Raw genomic sequence first — 26,672 nt, forward strand, 5'->3', positions numbered from 1 at the left:
CCCCGCCGGAGGCGATCGCTCCTGTCAGCGAATTTTGACAAATCCCGCTTGGGTAATCAGTTCCTGTCCCTGTTCAGTCAGCAGTAAGTTGGCGTAAGCGACACCTGCTTGCTGCTCATTCTGACCATTCTGTTTGACCACCACAAACAGATTGCGGGTAATCGGGTATTTTCCTGATTGGAAAGCCTCAATGTTCAATTTATTCCGTTTACCAGGACATTCAGACGGGAGGACAGATGGTTCTTGGTAGGGAGTAATATATGTCCCTTGCGTCCGCCCCAACGGCAAGGGTTTGATTGAACATTGAGGAATCACCTCTGGGGCAGAAGCGTAATAGATACCACCAGGACTATCAGCCAATTTTTGCAAGGCTTGGGTGGTTGTGGAGATAAATTCCACATTCGGGCTGAAAGCTTGACCACCCAAGATGTCTTGAACAAAAAGTTCGACCGTACCGCCATCAGCAATGCGACGAGAATAGGGCTTAATTGGGATATTGGGGCCGCCCACCTGGCTCCAATTATTGATTTTGCCTGTGTAAATTGACTTTAACTGGTCTAACGTCAGTCCTTGGATGTTAAGGTTGGGGTTAACTGCGACTGCCAAACCATCAATTGCCACAGGAATTTGTTTCAAACTGAACCCACGCTGCTGGGCACGGCTTAACTCCGGATCTAGAACTGGTCGAGAGGACTGAGCAAAGGCTAGTTGACCGTCTATCAGCGACTGGATACCAGTACCAGAACCAGGAGATGCACTGCTGGGTTCTACATAACGCAGCCGAAGCTCTGGTCGCGCCGCTTGAATTGCTGGATCAACTACTAGTCGAATCGGTGCCCAAGATGTACTGCCTCCGTAATTGAATAATCCTGTAGGAACATCCTGTACTGAGGTGAAAGTATTGCCACTAGGTTGTTCTGATGCAGTTTGGGGCGTTTTGGTGCTACCAGAATTAATTGTATTTAGGTCAACACCAGACTTTCTACTAAACCACCAAAAACCGCCAGCTATTAGCCCGACTGTGATTAGGATGGATAAGACAAGAATAGGTATTTCATTTTTTTGAGACATAGTAAATTACCCGCGCGTCCATTCAATATAAGTGCTTGACTTGATAGGTGCTTGCTACTTGAGATTGTATTGGGAGGACGGGTGTTTTGTTAACGAATTATGATAAATCCTAACTTCTGACTACAATAGATGCCAAGGTATAATAAATTTCCCCATCAATACCTTCGCCAAAAACTTTGTCTGACACTTCTATGCTTAGTTGAAATTACTCAAGGAACGGGCTTAGAAGAAGTCCTCCTCGGAGATGGTTCGCATTTAATCCGCGGTCGAGCTTGAGTTGGGAGCCTTTCCCTAGATGGCGATCAAAGATGTCGCCATAGTTGCCTACAGATGCAAGAACACGGCGCTGCCACTCCTTGTCGAGACCCAGTTCTGGTGCAAAGATCGGCATCACCCCAGCACCGCCCGCATACCAGGGTGTTTCCGGTCTTTCTGCGTTGATCAATGTATCCACTGTCCACGCGACGATCGCAGACCACTGAGCATCCGCGGTTCCGGTTGCAGCGATCACCGGAAAGGTCGTCAGTGGCTCCGGGAGGATGCGGCTCGATAATTGGTTAACCCCAGGGTCGAGGCGGATATTTGCAAGGGTCGTGATCTCACCAGCGATCGCGTGGCAATTTTGCACGTTGTATGTATCGATCATCTCCCCGTCTTCAGAGAACGGCCGACGGAACCAGTTCTTGTGGAGTGCACCGAAGTAAGCCGTCAGGCTCCGCTCGACCGAACTGCCAATCATGAAGCAGATGCTTTCTTTGGCCAAGTCGCTGACGTGCTGTGCAGCCGAGGTGGACGCCACCATCACCGCATTGGATTCTACGAAGATAGTAGGGCCAGGCACCAACTTGCCGGCCAGCTTCTGCTCGTCAATCTCCGATCCTGTAAGGAAGTATACGTCGTCCTGCTGGTTACGCACAGCATCGAAGTCCTTCGGCGTTTCGTACTCATGATATTCGATGCGGTCAGAAGATCCCAGCACGGCGGCGGCGATCGCCCGGCAGACGTCGACGTTGAGACCACTCCAGCCTCCTGGCTCGGCTTGAGTTGCCAGACCTGTCCGCTCGACGCTGCCACAGCGAACCACATTGTGTTCCTTGACACGTTTGATTACAGAACCCGCCTGAGCGGTGGAAATCGAGCAGCTTACACCAAGCAGAGTCAGCAAGACTAAGATAAAGCGCATGAATTCTCCTCAGGGAATGTCGAAAAATGGGCATATTTGAAGAGTGCTGAATAAGGAAGTGAGATTCCCCACTTGTTTACTCAGCACTTAGCACTTTAAGGGTTAGCCACTGGATAAGTACTTGGTAGTGGGTTGAAGCCCTTGGGGATTTTGTTGACTATCCCCTGGCGCTTGTCCTCCGGCGTGACTCCGATCGCCCGGCAGCCTTGCCCACCGTAGTGCGGGAGTGTGTTTATAACGCTGTCTGGAATCTTCGCAAACGAGGCTGGCAGTGGCGGCGAGATGCCGAGCAGGCGCTTCGGATCAAAGCCTGACAGTAAGCTGTCGGTGATTGGCGAATTGATGTCCCGTGGGCCGAGGTACTTCTGCTCAAATCCTGGCGGCCCGAACTTGTTGAACTGTGGGGAGTTGCCAGCAGCAAGTGCCTGTGCTTCATCGGGCAGGCTGGCAAGCGCAGGTAAACCAAAGATCGTGTTGATCGTCTCAATCACCGAGTTGTGATCGCCCTCGACGTGTGAGACGGCGTGCGTCCGGGCGTAGGGTGAGATTAGGAGCAGTGGCACACGGACACCACGGGAGAGCGGCAGCCCGTCAGGGCCATAGGACAAGATCCTCGGTGGCACATGGTCGTAGAAACCATCGGACTCGTCGTAGGTAATGATGATAGCACTCTGCTGCCAAAGCTTCGGATTTGAGGCGATCGCGTTGATCACCCTGGCCGCCATCGCTTCGCTGAGCTGGCGATCGGTGTAGCCCGGATGGTCGTCATCGCCCGACTTCGCCGCATTAATCGCGGCGATCTCATCCGCAGGCGTATTGGGGTTCGTGATCGGCGGTTTCAAACCCTGCTGGTTCGTGTAGCCACCACGAATGTAGAACACGCCACTTTTGGGCAGCGCATTTTTGGCTATGTCGCTAAAAAAGTCATTCAGCCCACGGAGATTTTTGCTCACCTCCGGCGTGTTGGCGATATAGCCGAAATACTGTGCACCGTTGTGATGGGTGACATAGGCATCGTGCGAGGCGACTCCGTTAGCATCGGTCGGTTCGAGATCGTAGCCTTCTTGATACCAGCGCCAATTGACAGGCTCAGCTCGGAGTTTCTGGATATAAGGGATATCCTGCTGGATATCGGCTAGATCGAATAAAGGATTCCTGTTACCAGCTAAGACTGACCGAATATTGCGCCCCTGGAAGGTGAGCGGCAGACTGGCGAAGGTCAGGTTAGAGGAGATGTTGTTATCGGCGTAGCTCTCTTTCGTGCCAGCAGGTTGCTTGTTGTTCGTCGTTGTGTCGAATTGGGAGCCATAGAATGGCTGTGGGTCGTTGACCAGGGGTACTCCCTGCGTCGTGCCAGTGTGGCTACCCACGGTGTAAGATTTGCCATTTGAACCGTGCTTGACCCATTGCGTTTCACCACCCTGCCCCGCGATCATCGCCACCGCATTCGGGGTTGAGGGCGTGTCCTCGGTTGCAAAGATGTTGTCAAAGACCGTAAAGCGACTAGCCCACTTCCAGAAGAACGGAATGGTATCGCAGTCGATGTGCGACATGACAAGGCGGGCAAACTGCTTGCCCTCAGCAATGTTGGCTGCTCCACCCTTCGATGCGAAGCGTGTGTACTCGTCGTAGGCGAACTGATCCATCTGTGGCTTGCCGTCCACAACATGGAGCTTGGTTGCAAGTCCGATGTGCGAGTGGTCAACGCTGTCAACGGCGCTGGCGTTCTGTTCAGACCCGATCCGGAATGGCTGGACTGTGACTCTCAAGCCGTCCGTATCCGTATAGGTCTGAGTGAAACCCGGCGTTTTCTTTGGGTCACGAGGCTTTTGTCCATCTGAGTAGAGTCCGTTAACACCGGGCAACGTGCCATACTCGTTGTCGAAAGAGTGGTTCTCGTTAAAGATTACGAAGACATATTTGATCCGCTCGTGAAGCAGTTTCGTGAGCAACTTCGGCGGCAGCTTGGGTTCCTTGTGCGGATCATTTAAGTATCGCGTCACGTCTGGCGTTACATTTGGCTGAGTTGTGACGGTTGAATTTGCTGGCAATGCTTCATGTCGAGAGGAATCCTCTGCGATCGCCGAGCCGAGAAACATCGACGGTATGAGCGAAGACGGTAGTAGCAAGAGTGTTAGAGCAAAATAGAACTTTGTAAATCGTTTCAAAGCACATCTCCTTGGTAATTCTTATTCATATACCGCAAGCGTTTGATTGATTTAAAATAGGTCTTTTGCTTCCGCCGTGCTTTATTGGTTCCGAAATTCCGAAAAACTTAACACCTTTGAGCAGAAGCAAAATTATGCAGCTATTTAAGCTTTTTGCTTTCTTTTCAGCCACAAACCGATAGTGGCAACAACTACTGTTCCAGCATAAGTTTCAGGTTCAGGAACAGGCTCACTTTTAGCAAAAGTAACGCTAGTAATGCCGGAGCTTTGGACACTTCCCAGGTCACTGTTGTCTAAAAATTTTCCATCATTGGTACTACCCGTACCTGTGAAATTTCTGTCAAAATATAGTTCCAAACTGTACAAATTATGGTTTTGCTTTGTCAATAAGCCTGCGTCTGCAAAAGCAAGTATGTTCTCTTGAATGTAAGCTGTATTGCCAACCAACCTGTTGGATAATGTTTGCAAAACAGTATTGTTATTGACTAAGTTGACAGTCCAACTTGTCAAATCTACAAAAGAACTAGAAGCAGCTAATTGATCCACATCCACTGTGTAAGTCCCATTAAAAGAACCATTTGCTAAATTCACAGGTAGTCCTACTGAACCATCAAGAGCCGCAGGAGCAAAATTTCCTGAAATATTAAATGTTTTCAAATTGACAGCCTGGGCAGGATCTGTACCAATAGCTGCAAGCATAACGAAACCAAGCGCTGCGGTAGCAGTTGCTTGCGATAACCTTCTTAAAGGTGTTGCACTTAAGATAAGTTTGCTGTTAGTATTTTTGCCCATAGTTTAGAAAAGTGCGTTTTTTGCACACCGAAAATAATGCCAAAGTGAAGACACTGCTATGGCTAGGCTTGAAGGTATAAAGAAAAATCCAGAAGTCAGAAATGACTGCACCCATAATTTGGTACAATTTCCATCGCATCAAATTATTCTTAATTTTCCTTACAAGGGACAAGGTATTAAACAACTCGTCCATTAGCCCTCTGGGTTCGTCAGTTACTCACTTGGGAAAACCTCAAGATTGCACTACCTCACCAAGTGCTAAAAATCCCCACTTCTGTATTTTGTTACCTGAAAATTAATGAAAAGTTAAGGAAAAGCAAAGTTTATTAAATAGTCGTGGCAGTATTACTCCGATTTCTCACAACTGAGAAAAAAGCATTCAGACAATCTGGATAGCAGATAAGTAAGTTGGCATCATAAAACCAAACTATGTAAAGAAAGATAAACTAGGCTAAAACCCTCTTAACTCCTGCTCTCTGCCTTTCTTCGATGGTTATCGAACTGGTTCAAAGTCATAACCAGTGCGGGAGCGAGAACCAGGAACGATTTTCACAAGTTGGACTGGGGCATTGCGATCGCCTGATGCTAAAAATCGAATTGTACCAGAAGCACCGATAGCAGAAAAGTCAGAGGAGGTTAGTGCTTGTTGGACTCCCGATCGTGTGGGATTGCGTTTTAATGCCTCAATCAGGGCTACAGTGGCATCATAGCTGAGGGCGCTTCGCCAACTCACATCACTGCCCCATAACTGCCGAGATTTCTGGGGAAAATCTGACTTAGGATTGCTATCAATATGCCAGGGAACCGCCACTATCATCCCCGTAGCTTGCTGTCTGCCAATTTCTAAAGTTTTGACGGTGTAAACATCATCTCCCCCCAGCAGAGTTAACCGTTTCTGGTTAATTTGTACTACTTGCAGCGCTTTATCCAAAGTTTCAGTGTTAGCAGCTAACATCAACACTTCTGCACCTTGCTTAGTTGCTTGTTCTAGGCTTTTAGCCGCACTAAAATCCGCCTTGGATAAGTCAAATTCGCTCGATACTTGTCCACCTTCTAAAGAAACAGATGAAACAAACTCAGACTTTAAAGACTGGCTATAGTTACTCTGAGAATTAAAGAAAACAACTGCATTTTTTTTCTGCAAGGTTTTCACCATGTAGTTGGCTAAACTTCTAGCAGCCATAAAATCACTGGGAACCGTGCGAAAAACGTAGCGGCTAAAGTTAGAAATTTTTACAGATGTGCTGGTAGGAGATATGGCTACAAGTTGTCCCGAAGTATAGATAGTACCTGCGGCTAAGGTGGAATCACTAGTATTCGGCCCAACTACACCTAATACTTCTGAATTGCTGACTAAGTTGGAAGCGATTTGCTTGGCTATTTCTGGATTGTCGTCGTCGTTAGCTATTCCTACCCTCAATGGCACTCCCTTGACTCCTCCAGAGCTATTAACTTGATTTTGGGCTTGGGCGATGCCACGTAAAATTTCTAAAGAAGTATTGGGGTCAGTGCCTATTGGTACAGAAGCCACAATGGTGTAACTTTTGGAACCGATGCGGGCATTGTTAAGAAAGATTAATGCTTCTGGATCGTTACGGTTGAGTTTTAGGGCAGCGGTGAAATTGGCGATCGCTTTATCATAACTTTTAGCAGCGATCGCCTGTACTCCTTCTTTTTTAACTGGAGAAATGTCACCCGGAGTCAAGGATTTTTCCCCAAAACTAATCCGGTCTTGTAAAGATAGATTGCTACCTGTTTCCTGATTTGGAATAATGGTATTAGCAATTTTGACCCCATTGTTAGTAAACCACCAAAAACCACCGCCAACTATTCCAACTGTTAGCAACAGAGCCAAGGCTAAAATTGTGGTTTCATTCTTTTGTGACATGAACAAATTTGAATAAAGTAAAAATGTTTATTATTTGATTATTTTGATAAATCTAACCGCTTTGATTATTTAAGTCTGACAAATCCAGCCTTTTCGATCAGTTCTTGACTCTGAGGTGTCAGCAGCCAATTTGCATAAGCTTCTCCAGCTTGCTGATCTGTTTGACTATTCTGTTTAACAATTACAAATAAATTCCGGGTAATTGCATAGTCCCCACTACGAAACGCCTGAGTATTCAACTGATTACGCTTACTAGGACATTCAGATGGAGATACAAGGGGTTCTTGGTAGGGAGGCACAAATTGACCGCTTGTGCGCCCTAGTGGCAGGGATTTAATCATACACTGGGGTACAACCTCTGGGGCAGAAGCATAGTAAATTCCGCCAGGACTTGCAGCTACTTTTCGTACTGCTTCAGTGGTCGTTCCAACATAACTAACGTTGGCAGCAAAATTTTCTTTATTTAAAATATTTTCGACAAAGAATTCCACTGTACCCCCAGCTTCTTTGCTACGAGAGTAGACTGTAATTGGTAAATTTGGCCCACCCGCCTGTTGCCAATTAGTAATCTTGCCCGTGTAGATGTCTTTGAGTTGGGCGACAGTTAAACCAGGAATGTTGAGATTGAGGTTAACAGCGATCGCAATGCCATCAATCGCCACCGGAATTTCTTTCAAACTAAATCCTTTTTGTTTAGCTTCGGCATTTTCTTCAGCTTTGACTGAGCGAGAAGATTGAGAAAAAGCTAGTTGATTGTCTATCAACATCCGAATACCAGTTCCAGATCCTGGTTGACCTGAAGGAGGTTGAGTGTAGCGTAAAATAAACCGAGGGCAGAGGCTTTGCAGCACGGAGTCAACCTCTTGACGGATGGGTGCCCAGGTTGTGCTACCACCATAGTTGAATGTCCCCTCTGGGAGGTTTGGCACGTCACATTTGCTGATGGTATTACTTGTCTTGCCAGTTTCTATAGGTTTAGGAACAGAAATGGTATCTTTGGGATTGCTATTCTCCGACTGGTTAGCAACAGGTTTATTTAATTGCGCCCAGCGTTCCATAAAAAACCATAAGCCACCAAAGATTAAGCCAATAGTGATGATAGCGGCTAAGAAAAGGCTAAGTGTTTCGTTTTTCTGAGACATAGGTGGCTCTTAGCACCAGGAGTTTTTTAAAGTAAGTAAGTTGGTTCAAATAAACCTAACTATATAACAAAATGTAAAATAATCTAAACCCTTGTGATTGTTTCACTTCGCTTCGCTCCGTTCGCAATGACATAGTTATAAATTTTCACAACCACCTACTTAAAAGAGATAATAATTTATAAATAAGTCGAAATACGGCTGTCAGTGAAATGGCTACTAAGCCTGCTGCAAGTGCTAAAACAACTACCGCCTGTATGCCAAGCCCCCCTTGTAAAAACGGGAGAAAAAAAATAATCGCAAAAGTAATTGTCGGAATAATTAATAAATCGAACTTTTCAATCCACCGCCTGGTTTGGGCAAAAATTAGTATACCTAAAATCAGGGCACAAGTAGTTAAAGTAATTATTGGTGATTTTACTAGACTGAAGAGGGCGATCGCTATCAATGCCCCCTCAAACCCACTAAATGCCGCCCCACCTAATAATTCCACTGTAGAAAACGCTGGTTGAGTTGGTAGACGGCGGGGGACGACAGGACTAGAACCTTTGGGTGGTTGTGGCGGAAGTGTTACAGAAGGCGAATTAAGTTGTGTAGGGGCTAGAGGCTGTGAGTTAAGTGCTTCTATTACCTCCTGGGCTGACTGGAAGCGCTGATTAGCAGCAGGTAGCAGCATCTTGTCTAAAATGTCAGCAAGGCGAGGGTTAACACTCACTTGCGTTCGCCATTTCCACTGATTGCTATAGGCATCAAATAGTTGAACTGCTTCCTGATTTGTCAACAAGGTAATAAGAGTTACAGCCAAGGCGTATAAGTCTGTAGATGGGAATACTTGACCCCCAGCCATCTGCTCAGGTGGTGCAAATCCCATAGAATAAATTCCTGTGGAAGAAGCAGCACCAAGTGCAACATTTGTTACTTGCTTAACTGCGCCAAAATCTAGTAAAAAAAGTTTACCATCACGACGGCGCATGATATTAGAGGGTTTGATGTCTCTGTGAATAATGCCTCGATCATGGACAAACTTTAGCACCTTCAGGATTTCTTGCAGCACCTCCAACACTTGCTGTTCAGAGAATTTACCATTTTGAACTAATTCTTCCTCTAAGTTTTGCCCATTAATGTATTCTTGTACCAAGTAAAAAAACTGGTCTTGCTGTCCTGGTTGCAAGCTATTAACTATCACTGGAAAAAAGGCAAACAAGTCAGGAATTTGCTCGTGATCGTTGCCAAGTTGTGCTAACACTTCTGCCTCTCTCTCAAACATCAGCTGCGCTTGTTGCAGTTGAGTTAAGGTTAAATTTCCCGCTGGTTGAAACTGCTTAACCACGCATTGACGCATTCCCGGTATTCGGCGATCGCGTGCCAAAAACGCTGCTCCAAATCCCCCCCTTCCCAGCAGCTTCATGGGTACATATCGACCATCTAGCATCAGTGGCATACCACAGGTAGTACAGTACTTTTGCTGCGTTGTTTTCAGCGTCGTAATATCATCTAAATCGGCAAAATAGTTTTGTGGGCGTGGGCAACGTGGACGAGTACAGTAAACTTCCATTTTCCTGATTAGTCATTAGTCAAAATAATTCGTAATTGATAATACTCGCCAAGGCGCGAGAAGCAAGCTACGTAATTCGTAATTCATTTAGGTTACATAGAAACTAAATTTATTTAAGAATAACAGGAACCTTTTTTTCCTGATGTCAAACCCCTAGCTTGCCTACGGCACACTGCACGAACAGCTATGAGGTAATAATTACGAATTACGTAGGCGCAGCCTGACAGTAGGATATTACGAATTATTTGGTCATTGGTCATTTACAAAACAAGAAGTATGAGCGCCGACTTTTGGTCATAGCGCAGCCTTTTCGAGTCCGCGAGTGTCTAAGCCTTCTTGTTCGCTGAAAGTGTCTCCTTGGCGCAGCCCAAGGTAGAGAAGAGAAGGGTACACAACTTCAAAGACCAATGACCAGATTTTAGTCTTTGCCGGAAGAGGTGGGCGTCGCTGCATCGAATGTAGTTACCACCATGCTTTTTTGTGCCAATGTTAACACATCTTGATTCCATCCTGGGTTAGCAAACTGGGGCAAAATTTCTTGACTAAAAGCTTCTGCGGCCTTGGATCTATAGCGATTAGGATTAAAAATCAGCCACAGTGTCCGTTTGATGACGACGCCTTCAATGTTGGCACAGTGCAGAACGCCCATTTGTAACTCTTTAGCGATCGCGCTAGTTGAGACAAAGGCAGCTCCTAAACCAGATTGCACAGCATTTTTAATTGCTTCAATGGAATTTAGTTCCATTTCAACTCTCAAACGCCTTGTATCAATCTCACAGCGTGCTAGCACTTGGTCAATTACTTTGCGGATAGTCGATTGGGAATCTAGGGCAATGAATTGTAATTTATATAAATCTTCTTTCTGGATTTTTTCATGTTTGGTAAAGGGATGAAAGACAGGTAAAATCAGTGCTAGTTCGTCTTCAGCGTAAGGAAGAATTTCTAAAGATTCTGATAGTTCACCGGGAATTTCACCGCCAATAATCGCCAGATCAACTTGTCCGTTAGCGACACTCCAAGCAGTTCGTCGGGTAGAGTGGACGTGTAACTGCACTGCCACATCTGGATATTTTTGTCGGAACATACCGATCATTCTGGGCAAAAGATAAGTGCCGGTGGTTTGAGAAGCTCCGACAATCAAAGTACCGCCTTGGAGATTTTGTAAATCCTCGATCGCGCGGCAGGTTTCCTGACACAGACTAAGGATTTTTTCACCGTAGTTTAAGAGTAGATGCCCTGCTTCGGTCAATTGGGCGCGTCGTCCTCCACGATCAAATAAGGGGACATCTAGCTGCCGTTCGAGATTTTGGACTTGCAAGCTAACGGCAGGTTGGGAGACGTAAAGACTATCAGCGGCACGCTTGAAGCTTCCTTCTTGTGCGATCGCTTTTAAAATACGTAACTGATCTAAAGTGAAAGGAAGGTCAGACATAAAACTCAACCCACAAACTTTTAAAGGAGCGGATGCACGCAACAAATCAGCTTTGACAGCAATCAGCCGGGCATGATTTGTTGGATATTAAACTTAAAGGCTTGACTCGAAAAAGACAGTAGCACAACATCTTGACTAAAGTCTCCTTTTGAATACTTTGTGGTATTGGTTGTACTGAATTCAATTCTATTTAAATTACTTCATCCGTGTATATGATCCTGACTCCTTGGTTGACCCCCAGTCATTTTGTCATACTGGGGTTAGAATTAGCTTTTGTGATCGCTCACAGTGGAGGTGCTGCTTTACGCCCTTGGGCAGAAAAATATCTTGCCCCAAGGCTTTATCGCATTCTCTTTGCATTAGTCAGCCTCCCGTTGGCTGTAATATTAATTATTTACTTTTTTGGGCACCGCTATGATGGTTTGCAACTTTGGCAGATACAAGGGGTGCTAGGAGTGCGAGAATTTGTTTGGGTGCTGTCAGCGATCTCGTTTTTGTTTTTATATCCTGCTACCTTCAATCTACTAGAAATTGCTGCCATTCAAAAGCCCCAAGTTCATCTTTACGAAACAGGAATTATTCGGATTACCCGTCATCCTCAGATGGTGGGACAAATAATTTGGTGTGTTGCCCATACTCTGTGGCTGGGTACTACTTTTACCCTTGTGACTTCCATTGGATTGGTGTTGCATCACTTATTTGGGGTTTGGCACGGGGATCGCCGTCTCGTGCATCGCTATGGGGAAGCTTTTGAAATTGCCAAACAGCGGACTTCAATTATTCCCTTTAAAGCAATTATTGACGGACGTCAATCTCTCAAATGGCAGGAATTTATCCGTCCTGCCTATTTGGGAGTTGCCATTTTTATAGCTTTGCTTTGGTGGTCGCACCCTCTGTTGCAAGAAGCAACTAGTAGGATAAGATGGGAAATTTAGGCGATCCCCAGTGTCAGCAGAAAATCCCAAATAGATGAAAATTTCAGCTTATCAATTGCCCCCAAATCAATGTAGGATAAATTCAAACATCTATCAGTGGGGGTGCGTTCAGTCAGCTTGAGATTTTATATTGGTAGTTGAAGGCCCGTTGTATTTCCTTGGGAGGGAGTGGCAGATTCAGTCAAATTCCCAGGTGGAGACGGCAATCAGGAGTTTAAGATCCAAAAAAGCCACCGTGAAAGTCGCGCTGGCTTTTTTGTCAGAGACACATCAACGCGCTCAATTTTTGCTTAATTATTCTGTGTCCTGAGATTTGTGTCCTGAAAGCATTTATACGGCAGTTACTGGCTTGCCAATCCTTCACTTCAGTGCGGATAGCTAGTTTAATATAAAAACCCTATAATCCAAGAGGCGTCATGGTGTTGTCGGTTAGTGAGCAGACATTTACTCAAGAAGTTTTAGAATCTCCTATTCCTGTTTTAGTTAATTTTGAAGCACCTTGGTGTGGCTTGTGTCGGGTTATCCACCCACTGTTGTTGCAATTTCAAGCCCAATGTGGGGAAGAAATTAAATTGGTTGGGGTTAACGCCGATCAAAATTTTAAATTGTCTACTACTTATAGGCTAAAATCACTGCCAACTTTACTATTGATTGAAAATGGCAATGTTCGCCATCGCTTGGAAAGCTTTCGCGGCAGAGAAGATTTACGTCTAGCTTTAGAAGAGATTAAAGCCAGCTATAGCAATTGCCCGAAAATCTACAAGAGTTCAAAAATAGTGGATTTAGAGTGTCGGTCAGCCTGAAGAGACTGCCAAGTCGTGAGTAATAATTAAACTCACGACTGGGCACTCACCACTCAGGGCTATGCTCGGCAAATCTAAAACCATGCTTAACACCCCACCCAATCACCCTTGGGTGGGTTATTTTATCCTAAAGGGTGTGTGTCACAATTATTAACAGTTCCGACACGCTAATCAAGAATTCTAAAAGTAGGCGTCAGTGATGGAAGTAATCTATCAGTATGCCTGGCTGATTCCGGTGTTACCTCTTTTTGGGGCAATGCTGGTCGGTCTAGGGTTAATCTCGTTGAATCAGGTGACAAACCGCCTACGGCAGCTTAACGCTGTGGTGATTATCTCCCTAATGGCAGCAGCTATGGGGCTGTCGTTTGCCTTGCTATGGAGTCAAATTCAAGGACACGCGCCTTATATCCGCACCTTGGAGTGGGCGGCAGCAGGTAATTTTCACCTGAACATGGGCTACACTATTGACCACCTGACAGCCCTAATGCTGGTGATTGTGACAACGGTAGCCTGCTTAGTCATGGTTTACACCGATGGCTACATGGCTCACGATCCCGGTTACGTGAGGTTTTACGCCTATCTCAGTTTGTTTGGCTCCTCAATGTTAGGTCTGGTGGTCAGCCCCAACCTGGTACAGATTTATATATTCTGGGAACTGGTCGGGATGTGTTCCTACTTGCTGGTCGGTTTTTGGTTCGATCGCAAGTCAGCAGCAGATGCCGCTCAAAAAGCGTTTGTGACCAACCGCGTGGGCGACTTTGGTCTATTACTCGGCATTTTGGGGCTATTCTGGGCAACAGGCAGCTTTGATTTTAATATCATGGGCGATCACCTCGCCCAACTCGTCGAATCAGGTTCGATCAGCAATTTTCTCGCTGTCCTGTTTGCGATTTTAGTTTTCTTAGGGCCAGTGGCGAAATCAGCTCAATTCCCCCTCCATGTCTGGCTACCAGATGCAATGGAAGGCCCCACCCCTATTTCTGCCTTGATTCACGCAGCAACGATGGTGGCGGCGGGTGTTTTCCTAATTGCCCGGATGTACCCAGTATTTGAACACGTCCCTGCCGCAATGAACGTCATTGCCTTTACTGGGGCGTTTACGGCGTTTTTGGGAGCAAGCATTGCGATTACCCAAAACGACATCAAAAAAGGCTTGGCTTACTCCACCATTTCCCAACTCGGTTACATGGTGATGGCAATGGGAATAGGTTCCTACAGTGCTGGATTATTCCACCTAATGACCCACGCCTATTTCAAGGCGATGCTATTCTTGGGTTCAGGTTCAGTAATTCATGGTATGGAAGGTGTCGTTGGACACGACCCCGCCTTAGCGCAAGATATGCGCTTGATGGGCGGACTGCGAAAGTATATGCCTGTCACAGCAACTACCTTTTTGATTGGTTGCTTGGCAATTTCTGGTATTCCACCCTTTGCTGGTTTTTGGTCAAAAGATGAAATTTTAGGGAAAGCTTTTGAGGCTAACCCACTTCTCTGGTTTATCGGCTGGCTAACTGCCGGAATTACGGCTTTCTATATGTTTAGAATGTATTTCTCGACATTTGAAGGCAAATTCCGGGGTACTGATGAGAAAATCAAGGAAAAACTTAAAAAAGCTGCGGCGACAATTGTCCTGGAATTAGAGTCAGAAGAACTAGCCCCGAATTTTGGGCCTGGGGCGATGAAGAAAGGAGAATTGGCGGCAACAACTGGTGAGCATCATGACTCCCATGACTCCCACGGGCATCACAGCGACTCCCCCCACGAATCGCCGTGGACGATGACGCTGCCGTTGGCACTGTTGGCTGTACCTTCAATTTTGATTGGTTTGGTGGGAACTCCCTACGCCAATTATTTTGAAGAGTTTATCTTTCCTCCTAGCGAAACTCTCACCGAAGTTCTAGAAAAGGCTTCCGAGTTTAATCCGACGGAATTCTACATCATGGCAGGTGCCTCAGTCGGAATTTCTTTGATTGCGATTACTCTGGCTTCACTGATGTATTTGCGCCATAAAATTGACCCAGCTGCGATCGCTGCTAAAATCCAACCACTTTACGAGTTATCCCTCAACAAGTGGTATTTTGATGACATTTACCACCGGGTTTTTGTCCTCGGCTTGCGTCGCGTAGCTAGACAAGTTATGGAAGTTGACTTCCGTGTTGTTGATGGTGCTGTTAACCTCACAGGCTTTTTCACCCTTGTTAGTGGTGAAGGTCTGAAGTACCTAGAAAACGGTCGCGCTCAATTCTACGCCTTGATTGTGTTTGGGGCTGTTTTGGGCTTAGTGATTGTCTTTGGTGTTACCTGATTTTAATCGGGGTGGGCGACTGTCCGCCCCTAAGTTTTTTAAGAGTCTAAAGATGAATCGTGTATTTTTAGAGATGGGGCAGGCTAGGCGATCGCATCGTTAAAAAAAAGATATCCACCAGATACCCATGCTATTGGGGAATGCCCAGAAATCCAATATGCTCTAGCATTTTTTGCCCTTGAGCAGTCAGTAGCAACTCAGCATAGGATCTTCCTGAAAGATTTGTATTTTTAAAAATCACATACATTGGTTCTATAAGCTCTTCTGGATATTTGGTATTTATAGGTGCAGATGTAATATTCTCAGTGTTTAATAAGTTATTATTGTTTAAGTCTTTACAATTATTTAATGGCTTAAATTTAAAGTTTGGATCTTCTTTATAGGGTAAAGCAGTTTCATTATTTTTATTTACAATGGGTATTGTTTGAAGACTTTGTGGAAGTTGATTAAAAGATAGTGGAGCCGGAACGCGATAGATCCCACCAGGATTTTTTGCAACTTTTTGTAGCCCTTCAGTAGTACTACTAACATAAAGTGTGTTATTACCCACTTGATCATTGCGTTCCACCATCACATTCCTCAGAAAAGTGAAAAGTGCACCTTTTTCAGCTATATGCACGTAAGGAGTGATAACTTGATCAGATCCACCCACATCATTCCACCATCTTATATTACCGGCGAATATACGTCTTAACTGCTCTAAAGTCAAACCTCTATTACTGCTAATATCAACATTAGAATTAACAACAATTGCTATTGGATACTTAGCTACTTTAATTTTCTCTAACTCAGAATTCTTGCTCCTGATTTGGCCTTCTTCTCTTGGTGTAGGGGTTCGCGAAGATATAACAAAATCCACCTGATCGTTGATCAACATTTTAATGCCCTCGCCAGAATTAGGTGGTTTACCATTATCAGGTAAAATATATTCTAGTTGTAAGTTTGGATGAGCCAACTTAATCTGATGATGAATCCCTGTGTCACCAGAACTATTTGGGCTACAAAGCAATACTGCTAAAACAGTACTGCCAGCAAACTTAACTTTTTTACCTTCTAAGAGACGTACATCAACTTCAGCAAAGCCTGATTTTCTTTTAGTAGAAGTAAGGGAACTTGGTTCAGGATTAGGTTTAATTTTTACTGGTGAAGAATTAATAGATACTGTTGAGGGTTGTGGAGTTGGGGGCGGTGTTGGTGGTTTTACTTTAGAGTTAGACAAGAACATTGCCACACCAGCTATCAATGCTGCTGCAACTGTGGCTATTGCTCCTATTGTAGCAACATTGATGGCTACTGGTGGTTGGATAGGGTTATCTATGTCATTCTTAATGAGTCGAATTTCTTCAAGATTTTTATTATCAATAGACAACTCACTAAAACGGTTATATGGTTTATATCCTTCAGCTTCTACCCTAATGTTTACGTTAATATTATTCCCACTAATGATATTAATTGCAAATCTAAAAACTCCTTCTCCATCAGTGTGGTTTACAAGTGGAATTCCTAGACCTTCTAATGAAACCTTAGCATCTTTAATAGGTAGATTTTTTTGATTAACAACTTTACCTATAAAATTCAACATAATCACCTGAATTTACTTGATTTTGCTAACGAAAGTGATAATCTTATTGAAAAGCCTCAGCTATGCGTGTACCAGTGTAAAGGCTGCCAAACAGGGCGCGATCTCGTGACGTTTTCAGTCCCGTGGTGAATAGTCGCGATATCTCGTGTGATGATAAAAAAATTTTAGCTTCAAATGGCTCTTGTTCATCAATCCAAACACCATCGTGTATTTTGAGCAATCCGGGAGGCTAGGCGATCGCACCCCTAAACTATAATTTTAGTGGCTTTTTGAGGGTAAATTTTTGACTTGACTGGGAGTATCTCAACCCACATTCCGCACCCCCAACTGTCAAAAAAGATTCTCAAGAGAAAAAATGGGAGATTGCCAATTTAATTAAATCAACCTAACGAGGAAGACGAATTCCCCAAAAAGCTGTTAGTTAATAACTAGTGACTTTTTGCCAAACATGATTTTGATAGCAGACGAATTGTGATGAATACAGCTAATTTTCCGTGGCTGACGACGATTATTCTGTTTCCGATAGCGGCGTCGCTACTTCTTCCGATCATCCCTGATAAAGAAGGCAAAACAGTGCGCTGGTACTCCCTGATCGTAGGGCTGATAGATTTTGCACTAATTGTTTATGCTTTTTATACTCAGTATGATTTCTCCAATCCAGGTTTGCAGTTGGTGGAGAGTTACCCCTGGGTACCCCAACTAGATTTGAATTGGTCAGTAGGGGCAGATGGCTTATCCATGCCCCTAATTATTTTGACTGGATTCATTACCACGCTGGCGATTTTAGCAGCTTGGCCTATTACCTTCAAGCCCAAGCTATTTTACTTCTTGATTTTGGCGATGTATGGCGGTCAGATTGCCGTGTTCGCCGTCCAGGATATGCTGTTATTTTTCCTGGTGTGGGAACTCGAACTGGTGCCGATATACTTTCTGCTGTCGATTTGGGGAGGCAAAAGACGACAATACGCAGCGACAAAATTCATTTTATACACTGCTGGCGGGTCGCTGTTTATTTTGCTGTCTGCCCTGACAATGGGATTTTACGGCGATACGGTGACGTTCGACATGCGATCGCTCGCCTTAAAAGACTTCGCCCTGAATTTTCAACTTGCCCTCTATGCTGGCTTCCTGATTGCCTACGCCGTCAAGTTGCCGATTATTCCCTTGCACACCTGGCTACCTGATGCCCACGGGGAAGCTACAGCCCCTGTACACATGTTATTGGCAGGGATTCTCCTGAAAATGGGCGGTTACGCCTTAATTCGGATGAATGCCCAAATGCTCCCCGATGCCCACGCTTTCTTTGCGCCAGTATTTGTAGTTTTGGGGGTAGTTAATATCATCTACGCTGCCCTGACATCCTTTGCCCAGCGCAACCTGAAGCGAAAAATTGCCTACTCCTCAATTTCCCACATGGGCTTTGTGATGATTGGTATCGCCTCCTTCACCGATTTGGGTTTAAGTGGGGCAGTCTTGCAAATGGTTTCCCACGGGTTAATTGGGGCGAGTTTGTTCTTCCTCGTTGGCGCAACTTATGATCGCACACACACCCTGATGTTGGATGAAATGGGCGGTGTCGCTAAGAGAATGCCGAAGATTTTCGCCATGTTCACCACCTGTTCAATGGCTTCTTTAGCATTGCCAGGGATGAGCGGTTTTGTGGCAGAATTAATGGTGTTTGTCGGCTTTGCTACTAGCGATGCTTATAGCTCTACTTTCAAAGTCATTGTTGTGTTTTTGATGGCAGTGGGAGTAATTTTAACTCCGATTTATCTGCTGTCAATGTTGCGGGAAATTTTCTACGGAGAAGAGAATAAGGAATTAGTTTCTCACCAAGCTTTGATAGATGCTGAACCCCGCGAAGTATTTATTATTGCTTGTTTGTTGATACCAATTATTGGTATTGGTTTTTATCCGAAGTTGCTGACTCAAATGTATGACGCCACAACTGTACAATTGACGGCAAGATTGCGTGATTCCGTGCCGACATTAGCACAGCAAAAAGACGAAACACTAAAGGTTTCTTTGAGTGCGCCCCAAATCGCTAATTAAGTTGCGATCGCTAGTTTAGTTTAAATATTTACTGCTTTGAGGGCGGGTTTTGTACCTGCCCTTTTTTGATGTACATTGCTTGGAGGCGATCGCTTAATCAATTTTCTAGTTTAAATCTTCAAAATCCTTTTATTTTTTTCTAATGCCAAGAAGGTTTCTTTACCTTTGTAGACAATATTAATTTATCCTCCAAACACATCATCAATAGCCAATTCACCATGAAATTGAATAGTCTGCGACTTCTGGAATGTTCTAGTTCAACAATATTCCACCCTTTTTTGCTATTGTCAGTTAGACACTCTGGTAGTCAGCACCGAAAAAATACGTATTAAATTAAGATATTATATACTTAAAATTACTTAAACACTGACAAGATAGACACAAAGCGATGTCTACGACGGGCTACGCCTATGCTAAAAATAGTTTTTGATTTTTGTTATGCGATCGCACATCAATAGATTACCCACAATCTATCTAAAATAAGATTTGGCAAAACCGCTCATGTTAAACTACAATCCCCTACATTGTTTGCCATCTTCCGAAGAACTACCCGACTCCGATGATACCCCTGTGGATAATCAACTACAACAAGTGAAAATGTTAGCGGAAAGGTTGAAAGCGCTAGGTGTTGAGCCAGAAACTTTGTTATAGATTTACCAAATTTTGTAATTTTTGCTGCCTTAATGTTAATTTGCTTGCTGGTTAGGGAATTCTATCTATAAAGTCATGTAATAACTTGACGGTAAAAATCGTAAAATTTACCAAAACCTTCATCAAAAATATGGAAGTGAAGTTAGGATTTGGAGCAGCCCCAAAACCTCAATATGTTTTTGTCAGCAAAGAATCCGATCATTGCTGGTATATGCTATCCGACAATACAAGACAAATCCCAATTTATGAGACAGCCTTGACTGGGGTGATAACAGGGATAGAAGTTAATAAAAAAGTGGAAACTTCATATGGAGATACAGAAAAAACTGATTTACAGATTTTGGCAGATAAACCTTACGTTATCCGCTCAGGAAGTGAATCTTACTTTTCTAAAAGTTTGTTGCTTTCGCTTGATGTCCTGACTTCGGAACAATTGCGTCATCCACTGACGATCGCCGTTAGCCCAGGAAATAGTAATGTAGTTTTTTGTAGTATTTATGATCCAGTCACTTATCGCTTTATAGGTGTTAGTTGGGATGGATACAGGGAAATTAACTGGGAAACTCTAGGGCAAAAAGTCAGTTTAAAAATTAATAGAATTCAAAATTTAAATCCAGATACCATAAAAGTATCTCCTTATACAACAGCATCAGAAATTCATGCAGTTTTAATAGCTCAAAGTGATACATATTTAGCCCAATTAAATTGGACTCCAGAGCAGGGAAGGGAGTATTTGCAGCAGAAATATGGCAAGCGATCGCGCCTAGAACTCACTGATATAGAAATTCTGGACTTCATTGATTACCTAAAGTTCCAACTAACCTAAAACTGCCAAACTTATACCAATTCGCAGCTTTCAGAAAAAATTGAAGTTGCGTACTGCAAGGCGAAGGATGCTAAATCAAGCTGATCTTGCTCAATCCAAATATCACTTTGGTCGATGACAAACAAGTTTTGCTGGATTAGCTCATTAAGAATAAGGTTTGCCAAGCGTAACCGCTCACTCGGTGACAAGTTACAAACAACTTGGCTGTATATCTCTTGGTCAGTACTAGACATAATAAACCCTCCTGCCCTTTATCCTAACAGTTGCGATCCCTGCGGCAAGCTGCTAAAAAGCGTTTACGCACAAGTAAAGTAGTTGCTAAAACATATATAAATTGCTAGGTTTTCTCAGATCAAATCAATTTACAGTGATGAGCGATCGCACTCAAGACGAAAAGGATTGACAGCTGCATTCATCGCAGTCTCAAATTTATACCTTCTGAATGTTAATTAGTTGGTATCTGCGGGAAAGATAAGTATAAGGGGATGCCTTTTTTTGATATTTAACCCGTAGACAAGTAATAACCAAATACTAATTACAATCAGGAGGATTTCATGATTCCACTTATCTTAGGTGCTATTGCTTTAGGAACCGCTGCTTTCGGAGGATTAAAAGGTGCTGAAGGTGTTGGTAATATGAATGAGGCAAAAGAAATTGGTGAACGTGCCGAAAACTGTCACTTATATGCAGTCAGTGAATTAAAAGGAGACTGGGAGGTGACTAACGAGCTTGCAGAAGAGTATGGTCAACTTCAGCTTCATGTGATGATGAGTACAATTGGGCGCTTTGTTGACTTTATCGAACGAAATATTGGTAAAGCAAAACAAAGCGAGAAGGACTTTTTAGAAGGGCTGGAAGGAATTTCAGTTCAGCAGATTAAGGAGTACAAAGCTGCCGCAGTAGAAGCTGAACAGTTTTTCAAAGGTGGCACTAAGGCGATTGGGGCAGCCGCCGCAGGATACGGTGGTGCAATGAGTCTTGCCACCTCTGTAGGAGTAGCCAGTACTGGGACACTTATCGGAGGACTTAGCGGTGCAGCAGCGTGGAATGCAACTCTAGCATGGCTGGGCGGTGGATCATTAGCTGCCGGTGGCGGAGGCATGGCTCTTGGTTCTCTTGTGTTAGGTGGTATCACTGTTGGCCCGGCTGTCCTTATTGGAGGCTTTGTGCTTGCTGGTGAAGGCGAAAAAGCATTGACAAAGGCATGGGAGTATAACGCTGAAGTCAATACTGCGATCGTTAAAATTGAAGCAGCAAGAGACTTTATGCAACAAGTAAGACAGAGGATTACTGAGTTAGGGGGTCTATTTGAATATCTGAATGAATGCACTATTTTAGGTCTTCAAGAACTTGAATCTTTACCATCATTCAACAAAAACAGGGATGCTAATAAGTTTCAAAAAGTAGCACTTTTTGTTAAAGCACTTGCAGAAATCATGAAAACTCCTGTTTTAGATGGTGAAGGGCAGTTGAATCCTATTACTGCGACTCTACAAGCCAAGTATCGTACTTGGGGAGGTAATTAGGAATGTCGTCCAAAAAAGTTACCACAGTAGTCAAGGAATTTATCAATCCTGCTGAATGCTTACAGCAAATGGTTTCAGCCTATAGTGAATATAAAATAATTGCCGAACAAGAACAGACAAAGCGGCGAGAAATTGAGGCTTGGGAAAAAGAAACAATTACCAAGATTAACGCCCAGCGAGAGTTGCTGATGGCGTATCTAGATCGCTCGTTTGATGAACGTGCAGAAAACTTTCGCACTTTGTTTGCTGTCGTTGATAATGCGATCGCATCCGGCAATAATGACCAAATAGCCCTTACCTTAAACTCAATTACAGAAATAGCTAAATCCAGTCCATTCAAAGACCTAGCTAACTTAGCTTCTGTTCGCGCCGCCCTAGATGATCCAGATCACGAATGGACATTTTGATTTTATAACAATGAGATCCCTCTCCAAAAACCTTTCAAAAAAGCTTGCCAACGCAGGCTTTTTTTATGTAGGTAAGCCTTCCACCTTGAGGCGCTCTGAGAAAATAGCGATCGCCACTATTATTATGTTGCAATGCAACATAATGCAATATATTATATTGCAATACAACTTCTAGAAGACGATGAGCAAAGAAAATATTACGTTTCGGATAGATAGCGATCAGAAAGCTGCACTTGATGCGATCGCAGCCGGAATAAACCGCGATCGTAGCTACGTACTTAATCAGGCGGTAGCCGCTTATCTAGAGATGTATCAGTGGCAAATTGAGGAAATTCAAAAGGGGATTATAGAGGCAGATGCTGGAGACTTTGCGAGTGATCAGGAAGTAAAGGCGACTTTTGCAAGACTCACGAATGCAGATTAAGTGGCTACGTCGTGCGCTTCGTAATTTGGAACAGGCCGATAGCTACATCCTGAAAGAGAATCCACAAGCAGCGCCGGAAGTGATATTGAGGATTCAACTTGCTACCAGTCAACTTGAGAATTATCCTTTTATGGGGCGAACTGGACGTATAGAAGGTACAAGGGAGCTAGTAATTTCTAGCACGCCATACATTGTTATTTACCGAGTCAAAGAAGAGTCAGTAGAAATTCTTCGAGTTTTCCACACATCAAAGCGCTATCCAGATTAGCGATCGCCCCTCACCTCATTTTCCGATTCGCTCAAGTTCCTCTGGCAATACTCGCCGTAATGTCTCTTCTAACGGTTCACCGAATTTTAAATTTTAAATTTTGGATAATGGTAGGACTTACGCAAGAACCCTTTAAAACTCCATTCCTTTGTGTCCTTCTCTACGAGACGCTACGCGAATGCGTCCTTTGCGGTAGCCTGCGGCAAGCCGCTCCGCGTCTACGTTTTTTCATAATTTTGCGTAAGTCCTGAATGGAAAAGAAGATTCAAAATCCAAAATTTAAAAAGGTCTGAGAGCAAGCGAACTTATACCCGCTCCGCTAGAAGCAAGCTAGGTGGAATAATTCTTTAATCCAAAATCCTTGCATTAATTGACTTGCCCACTTCGGCTCCCTTCTCTACCTTGGGCTTCGCCCTAAGCGTAGCTATGCCGCAGGCTTTACGACGCCGCTCAGGCTAAACTCAGGGCAAGCAGCTCAGTGCATCGCCTGACTTGATTGCTCTTTTCAATCTAAAATCTAAAATCTAAAATCCAAAATTGCTTGACGTTTGCATTGTCAGCATTTGCCGTTTTCGATCAGCCCCATAGCTTAGGCAAGCCAAAACATCCTCTTGTGTCAAATAAGGAAAGTCATCAAGCACTTCCTCGTAGGTCATGCCAGAGGCAAGATAAGATAAAACATCGTATACAGTAATTCGCATTCCTCGAATACAAGGCTTACCTCCTCGTTTTCCTGGTTCGATTGTAATAATCTTTTGATACCGCACAGCTATTCAGTCCTCAAAAATCTTCATCATCAACAAAAAATTCGGCATCGTCTTCCAATCGAGAATTACGCTGTCCAAAACTAGCAAGGCCCCAAAGAGGTTGCAGCAGCGCCATGCCAATTAACCCTACACCGGCACTAAAAGCTAGCACTAAACCCATTGGTATCTGAATCGATTGAAATGTTAAGAATTTTAACGATACGGGTGTGGCATTTTGGACTGAAATAATTGCGATCGCTATTACCCAAACCGCTACAACTAAAGATGTCAAAAAAGGAGCGATTTTCATACTTTGATAAAAGTTAGGAGTTAGGAGTTAATAATTCTTAACTTATAACTCCTAACTCCTAACTCTAACTGATTAAACTACTACTGCCTCTAGTTTAGCAATGACACTCTCTAACTCTTGGGCGATTTGGGTGAGTTTTTCGGGAGTGTTGGTTTCTAGGTAGACGCGCACCAGTGGTTCTGTACCGGAAGGACGCAGTAAAACCCAGCTACCTTCTTCTAAATACAGCTTAATACCATCCTTGCGCCCCACTTCCTTGACCTTAATTCCTGCTACCTCTGTAGGTGGATTTTTAGTAAAGGAGTCGATGACGGCGGTTTTGTGCGCCTCTGTGAGATGCAAGTCTAGGCGGTTGTTGTAAAGTGGGCCATCGGCTTCGGCGATCGCTTCTTTGACAAGTTGGCTCAAAGGTTTGCCTTCATAGGCGATCGCTTCTGCCACCAGCATATCGGCTAATACCCCGTCTTTTTCGGGAATATGCCCGATAATACTCAAACCACCTGATTCCTCTCCACCGATTAACACGGCAGTTTCCCGCATTTTTTCGCCGATGTATTTAAAACCAACTGCTGTTTCGTAAATTTGCAGCCCATTTTTAGCAGCGAAATTATCCAGCAGGTGGGTTGTAGCTACGGTGCGGACTATAGCGCCGGTTTTACCTTTGTTTTTGATTAAATGACGTGCTAGGAGTAGCAACACAGTATTAGGAGTAAGGACGGTTCCTTGTTCATCGACGATGCCAAAGCGATCGCTATCTCCATCCGTCGCCAAGCCCAAATCAGCTTGATCGCGGAGTACTGCTTCCACTAACTCAACTAATTGTTCTCCTTTGGGTTCTGGCATTCCACCCCCAAATAACACATCCCTCCAATCGTGGAAACTTTCTAACTGAACGCCACTATGTTGCAAAACTTCATCTAAATAGCCGCGAGAGGTAGAATACAAAGCATCGTACTTTACCTTTAAATTAGCGCTTTTAATTCTTTCTACATCAAGTAGGGTGTAGATAAATTGCAGGTAATCTGGTTTCGGATCGAAAATTGAAATTGAACCTGATGGACTGCTCCCAGGCAATTCATCCGATGCACTTTCTATATTTGCCACAATAGTATCAGTAATCTCTGGAGTGGCAGGCCCAGCATAATCGGGTATATATTTAATTCCACAGTAGGGTGCTGGATTATGGCTAGCAGTAAACATCAACGCCCCAGCGGAATTTAGGTGACGGGCGTTGTAGGCAATTACTGGTGTGGGACAATCCCGATCAGTAATTTTCACAGTCCAACCCAAGTCTGCCAGAACTTGGGCCGCTGTTTGGGCAAACTGGTCAGCTAAAAAGCGAGTATCGTAGGCAATAAGTACTGGTCTGTCTTGTGTGTAGGCTGTTTCTAAGTAAGTGGCTATTGCCCTTGTTACTTTCCGCACATTGGGAAAAGTAAAGTCATCGGCAATAATCCCTCGCCATCCATCGGTGCCAAATTTTATCTTACTGGACATTTTTGCCACTTGCTCCCGTACATTATCAGTACTATTAAAGCTTCTCGCAAAGCGTCTATAGCAGCAAGTATTCCCCGAAGTTCTTTTCTAAGGAAGCCTTAGCTGAAACTTCTCCCCACCGTATTTTCTCTCACTGTTTCTGAGCAATGTCAACCCCCGATCGACCTTTTGCCAGTTATCACCTTTGGTCTCTAGTTGCCCCAGCGACCGGGCAAGAACGCTGGCATTGCCAGATGAGACGGGGGTTTATCAAAGCGCGGCAACACGAACCACAAGTCAAAGCGCTTTTAGCGCAAGCCACCGCACCCCAGCGGATTGGGATACTCGCCCAAAAAGGCGTTTATGAGTTTCATCATCACAGGCATCTGTTGAAGCAATCAGATGGTGTAGAAAGAGTTGCACAGCTACTTAAATTAGGCAACTCAAGCGCTCAAGTTCAGCAACGCGTGCTGCAAATTTTGAAAAAATATCATGATGCTCCGTTGCTTTTGGATAAAGATATTATCCAATTAACTCCGGGTGATGAAGGCTTTCCTAAACCGATAGTAGTTGAACAAGAAGATTATTGCTTTCGCTTATATGCGGCTATGGACTGCGTTTTCATTGAGCCTGATAGCACTTTACATATTTTAGATTTCAAAACTGGTAAGTCCGCTTTTGACCGACGACAGGCGTTAGTTTATTTGCTAGCTGCTCGTTATCTTTACCCGGAACGGCAAGCTGTTGCATCATTTTATAATTTAGAAATATGTAAAAAGTCTGATTTAATTAGTATTAATAATAATGAATTAGAATCCTTAAAATTTGAGTTAGCTAATGTTGCCCATAAGCACCAGCATGATTTACAAAAATATCAGGAAGAAACTAGTAATTTCAGTAAAATTTTTCCTCCCAATCCTGGCTCTCACTGCCGCTTTTGCCCATTTAACTCAATCTGTGACTTTGCCGATTTTAAGCAGCATCAATCATATCCACTGCCCAGTTTAAGAGTTAATAGCTAGTTGGTTTACCTCTTTATCTGGTTGAGTCGATGGGGGATATTATTCCCCGCACCTCTGAGTTAGATCCGTGCGTACCCGTTTCCGTGTACACGGCTCCCGATGTTCTTAGCT

At 44.0% G+C, this 26,672-nt stretch carries 24 protein-coding genes; 11 read left to right on the plus strand and 13 right to left on the minus strand.

The window, feature by feature from the left end; genetic code table 11:
- Positions 1 to 24 precede the first annotated feature (24 nt).
- The 8 genes from V7K85_RS16900 to V7K85_RS16935 form a co-directional block, all read right to left on the minus strand.
- Positions 25 to 1,071, minus strand: coding sequence for a PstS family phosphate ABC transporter substrate-binding protein (locus V7K85_RS16900; RefSeq protein ID WP_334814778.1), 1,047 nt, complete (start codon positions 1,069 to 1,071; stop codon positions 25 to 27).
- Positions 1,072 to 1,276: 205 nt separating this feature from the next.
- Positions 1,277 to 2,254, minus strand: coding sequence for a hypothetical protein (locus tag V7K85_RS16905; RefSeq protein ID WP_334814779.1), 978 nt, complete (start codon positions 2,252 to 2,254; stop codon positions 1,277 to 1,279).
- Positions 2,255 to 2,349: 95 nt separating this feature from the next.
- Positions 2,350 to 4,257, minus strand: coding sequence for a phospholipase C (locus V7K85_RS16910; protein WP_334814780.1), 1,908 nt, complete (start codon positions 4,255 to 4,257; stop codon positions 2,350 to 2,352).
- A 309-nt stretch (positions 4,258 to 4,566) separates the two neighbouring features.
- Positions 4,567 to 5,214: a PEP-CTERM sorting domain-containing protein gene (locus V7K85_RS16915; protein ID WP_334814781.1), complete on the minus strand. Its 648-nt coding sequence runs from the start codon at positions 5,212 to 5,214 to the stop codon at positions 4,567 to 4,569.
- A 493-nt stretch (positions 5,215 to 5,707) separates the two neighbouring features.
- On the minus strand, positions 5,708 to 7,102 hold the full coding sequence (locus V7K85_RS16920) for an ABC transporter substrate-binding protein (RefSeq protein WP_334814782.1): 1,395 nt from the start codon (positions 7,100 to 7,102) through the stop codon (positions 5,708 to 5,710).
- A 65-nt stretch (positions 7,103 to 7,167) separates the two neighbouring features.
- On the minus strand, positions 7,168 to 8,244 hold the full coding sequence (locus V7K85_RS16925; protein ID WP_334814783.1) for a PstS family phosphate ABC transporter substrate-binding protein: 1,077 nt from the start codon (positions 8,242 to 8,244) through the stop codon (positions 7,168 to 7,170).
- A gap of 145 nt (positions 8,245 to 8,389) precedes the next feature.
- Positions 8,390 to 9,796: a serine/threonine-protein kinase gene (locus tag V7K85_RS16930; protein ID WP_334814784.1), complete on the minus strand. Its 1,407-nt coding sequence runs from the start codon at positions 9,794 to 9,796 to the stop codon at positions 8,390 to 8,392.
- A gap of 418 nt (positions 9,797 to 10,214) precedes the next feature.
- A complete protein-coding gene (locus V7K85_RS16935) occupies positions 10,215 to 11,228 on the minus strand; it encodes a LysR family transcriptional regulator (protein WP_334814785.1) in 1,014 nt (337 codons plus the stop codon).
- A 212-nt stretch (positions 11,229 to 11,440) separates the two neighbouring features.
- Between V7K85_RS16935 and V7K85_RS16940 the strand changes: the two genes are divergently transcribed.
- The 3 genes from V7K85_RS16940 to V7K85_RS16950 all read left to right on the plus strand — a co-directional run bounded on the left by V7K85_RS16940 (position 11,441) and on the right by V7K85_RS16950 (position 15,271).
- Positions 11,441 to 12,163: an NnrU family protein gene (locus V7K85_RS16940; protein ID WP_334814786.1), complete on the plus strand. Its 723-nt coding sequence runs from the start codon at positions 11,441 to 11,443 to the stop codon at positions 12,161 to 12,163.
- Positions 12,164 to 12,579: 416 nt separating this feature from the next.
- A complete protein-coding gene (locus tag V7K85_RS16945) occupies positions 12,580 to 12,966 on the plus strand; it encodes a thioredoxin family protein (protein ID WP_334814787.1) in 387 nt (128 codons plus the stop codon).
- A gap of 199 nt (positions 12,967 to 13,165) precedes the next feature.
- The gene (locus tag V7K85_RS16950) at positions 13,166 to 15,271 is read left to right on the plus strand and encodes an NAD(P)H-quinone oxidoreductase subunit 5 (protein WP_334814788.1); all 2,106 of its coding nucleotides are present in this window, start codon (positions 13,166 to 13,168) and stop codon (positions 15,269 to 15,271) included.
- Between the two features lie 130 nt (positions 15,272 to 15,401).
- Here V7K85_RS16950 and V7K85_RS16955 read toward each other — a convergent pair whose 3' ends face one another.
- Positions 15,402 to 16,853 carry a PstS family phosphate ABC transporter substrate-binding protein gene (locus V7K85_RS16955; protein ID WP_334814789.1) on the minus strand — a complete coding sequence of 484 codons (1,452 nt, stop codon included), beginning with the start codon at positions 16,851 to 16,853 and terminating at the stop codon, positions 15,402 to 15,404.
- Between the two features lie 474 nt (positions 16,854 to 17,327).
- Here V7K85_RS16955 and V7K85_RS16960 point away from each other — a divergent pair, with 474 nt between their 5' ends.
- From V7K85_RS16960 to V7K85_RS16970, 3 genes are all read left to right on the plus strand, one after another.
- Positions 17,328 to 18,905: an NAD(P)H-quinone oxidoreductase subunit 4 gene (locus V7K85_RS16960; protein WP_334814790.1), complete on the plus strand. Its 1,578-nt coding sequence runs from the start codon at positions 17,328 to 17,330 to the stop codon at positions 18,903 to 18,905.
- 501 nt (positions 18,906 to 19,406) lie between these two features.
- Positions 19,407 to 19,556, plus strand: coding sequence for a hypothetical protein (locus tag V7K85_RS16965; RefSeq protein WP_334814801.1), 150 nt, complete (start codon positions 19,407 to 19,409; stop codon positions 19,554 to 19,556).
- Between the two features lie 130 nt (positions 19,557 to 19,686).
- Positions 19,687 to 20,382, plus strand: a complete 696-nt coding sequence (locus V7K85_RS16970) for a hypothetical protein (RefSeq protein ID WP_334814800.1) — start codon at positions 19,687 to 19,689, stop codon at positions 20,380 to 20,382.
- Positions 20,383 to 20,393: 11 nt separating this feature from the next.
- On the opposite strand, the gene V7K85_RS16975 is transcribed toward V7K85_RS16970, so the two are convergent.
- Positions 20,394 to 20,615 carry a hypothetical protein gene (locus tag V7K85_RS16975; RefSeq protein WP_334814791.1) on the minus strand — a complete coding sequence of 74 codons (222 nt, stop codon included), beginning with the start codon at positions 20,613 to 20,615 and terminating at the stop codon, positions 20,394 to 20,396.
- 321 nt (positions 20,616 to 20,936) lie between these two features.
- On the opposite strand from V7K85_RS16975, the gene V7K85_RS16980 reads away from it, so the two are divergent.
- From V7K85_RS16980 to V7K85_RS16995, 4 genes are all read left to right on the plus strand, one after another.
- Positions 20,937 to 21,908 carry a hypothetical protein gene (locus V7K85_RS16980; protein WP_334814792.1) on the plus strand — a complete coding sequence of 324 codons (972 nt, stop codon included), beginning with the start codon at positions 20,937 to 20,939 and terminating at the stop codon, positions 21,906 to 21,908.
- Positions 21,909 to 21,910: 2 nt separating this feature from the next.
- Positions 21,911 to 22,315, plus strand: coding sequence for a hypothetical protein (locus V7K85_RS16985; protein WP_334814793.1), 405 nt, complete (start codon positions 21,911 to 21,913; stop codon positions 22,313 to 22,315).
- A gap of 181 nt (positions 22,316 to 22,496) precedes the next feature.
- Complete coding sequence (locus V7K85_RS16990) at positions 22,497 to 22,739, plus strand: CopG family ribbon-helix-helix protein (protein WP_334814794.1); 243 nt, start codon at positions 22,497 to 22,499, stop codon at positions 22,737 to 22,739.
- Positions 22,729 to 23,007, plus strand: a complete 279-nt coding sequence (locus tag V7K85_RS16995) for a type II toxin-antitoxin system RelE/ParE family toxin (RefSeq protein ID WP_334814795.1) — start codon at positions 22,729 to 22,731, stop codon at positions 23,005 to 23,007. The genes V7K85_RS16990 and V7K85_RS16995 overlap by 11 nt, the downstream gene beginning before the upstream one ends.
- A gap of 524 nt (positions 23,008 to 23,531) precedes the next feature.
- Here the strand turns inward: V7K85_RS16995 and V7K85_RS17000 are convergent.
- From V7K85_RS17000 to V7K85_RS17010, 3 genes are all read right to left on the minus strand, one after another.
- Positions 23,532 to 23,774: a DUF433 domain-containing protein gene (locus tag V7K85_RS17000; protein ID WP_334814796.1), complete on the minus strand. Its 243-nt coding sequence runs from the start codon at positions 23,772 to 23,774 to the stop codon at positions 23,532 to 23,534.
- A gap of 13 nt (positions 23,775 to 23,787) precedes the next feature.
- On the minus strand, positions 23,788 to 24,063 hold the full coding sequence (locus tag V7K85_RS17005) for a LapA family protein (RefSeq protein ID WP_273768803.1): 276 nt from the start codon (positions 24,061 to 24,063) through the stop codon (positions 23,788 to 23,790).
- Positions 24,064 to 24,135: 72 nt separating this feature from the next.
- Positions 24,136 to 25,560 (minus strand): phosphoglucomutase/phosphomannomutase family protein, encoded by a 1,425-nt coding sequence (locus V7K85_RS17010; protein ID WP_334814797.1) that lies wholly within the window; start codon positions 25,558 to 25,560, stop codon positions 24,136 to 24,138.
- Positions 25,561 to 25,706: 146 nt separating this feature from the next.
- On the opposite strand from V7K85_RS17010, the gene V7K85_RS17015 reads away from it, so the two are divergent.
- On the plus strand, positions 25,707 to 26,561 hold the full coding sequence (locus V7K85_RS17015) for a PD-(D/E)XK nuclease family protein (RefSeq protein WP_334814798.1): 855 nt from the start codon (positions 25,707 to 25,709) through the stop codon (positions 26,559 to 26,561).
- Positions 26,562 to 26,672: the final 111 nt, after the last annotated feature.

It is taken from the genome of Nostoc sp., from assembly GCF_036917615.1.
Taxonomy (GTDB): Bacteria; Cyanobacteriota; Cyanobacteriia; order Cyanobacteriales; family Nostocaceae; genus Nostoc.